Below are 1,346 nucleotides of genomic sequence, written 5' to 3'. Positions count from 1 at the left end.
GGCACTGTCCACAATTTTGTGTAAATAGAAAACTTCAGGATTCGGGTTTTATACTTGAATCCTGTTTTCAAATATAGTAATAAATTGGTTAAATATCAAAGCCCAATTCCAAATAGGTTGGTACCATTTCTTTTGGATTTCGTTAATGGCCAAATAGACAGATTTTTTCAGTGCATCATCATTTGGAAATGATAGCTTATTTTTGGTGTATTTTCTAATTTTCCCATTCAGATTTTCAATAAGATTAGTGGTATAGATAATCTTTCTAATCTCGACGGGGAAATCAAAGAACACGGTCAGTTCTTCCCAATTATTTCTCCATGAGCGTATCGCATATGGATATTTAGCACCCCATTTTTGCTCAAAGTTATCCAATTCCATCTCAGCTGCTTCTTTGGTAGGTGCATTATAGATGTTCTTCAAATCGGCGGTGAATTCCTTTTTTTCTTTCCAGACGACATAGCGACAGGAGTTTCTAATTTGGTGTACCACACATATTTGAGTAGTAGAAGCAGGAAATACACTCTTGATGGTTTCTGTAAATCCATTCAGGTTATCAGTGACTGTAATCAGAATGTCTTCTACACCACGGGCTTTGAGATCCGTTAAAACGCCCATCCAGAAAGCGGCACTCTCATTTTTGCCAATCCACATACCCAATACTTCTTTCAAACCTTCCTTATTCAGACCTACACATAGGTAAACAGTCTTGTTGATCACTTTGCCGTTTTCTCTGACTTTGAATACGATACCATCCATCCAGACAATCATATATAAACTGTCCAAAGGACGATTCTGCCACTCTGTTGCAGCCTGGCTAACTTTATTGGTGATAATGGAGATAGCGGAGCTGGAAAGGTTAATGCCGTATATTTCCTGCATTTCCGACTCAATATCAGCGACGCTCATACCTTTGGCATAAAGAGAGATGACAAGACGCTCGATTGATAAGCCGCGGGATTGATGCTTGGGAACAACAATAGGCTCAAATTCTCCTTTCCGATCACGAGGAACCTGAATAACAGATTCACCCATCTCGGTTTGAATCTGCTTCCTATAACTACCATTGCGGGAGTTGCCACTATGATCGCCTTGATTGGAGTGTTTTTCGTAACCTAAATGGTTATCCATCTCTGCTTCCAGCATTTGTTCATAAACACGAGTATGAAGCTCTTTCATGAAAGCTGTCACATCTTCGCCTGTCTTAAACTGGGACAAAAACTCTTTACTTAAAAATTCTTTAGGAATGTCCATAAAATCTGATTTTTACAAAGTTAATACATAAATAAAAAAACTACGAGAGAAACACCGTAGTTTTCTATTTACACAATCAGATGGATAGTCTC

The 1,346-nt window shown here is 38.3% G+C and carries 1 protein-coding gene; it reads right to left on the bottom strand.

All coding sequences use genetic code 11. The annotated features are described in order from the left end of the window. Nucleotides 1-48 precede the first annotated feature (48 nt). A complete protein-coding gene (locus tag BUC01_RS24825; protein WP_025836145.1) occupies nucleotides 49-1,254 on the bottom strand; it encodes an IS256 family transposase in 1,206 nt (401 codons plus the stop codon). Between the last annotated feature and the right edge of the window lie 92 nt (nucleotides 1,255-1,346).

The organism is Bacteroides stercorirosoris, assembly GCF_900142015.1.
Taxonomy (GTDB): domain Bacteria; phylum Bacteroidota; class Bacteroidia; order Bacteroidales; family Bacteroidaceae; genus Bacteroides; species Bacteroides stercorirosoris.
The sequence above is the reverse complement of the archived record's forward strand: the minus strand, read 5'-3'. Positions and strand labels throughout refer to the sequence as shown.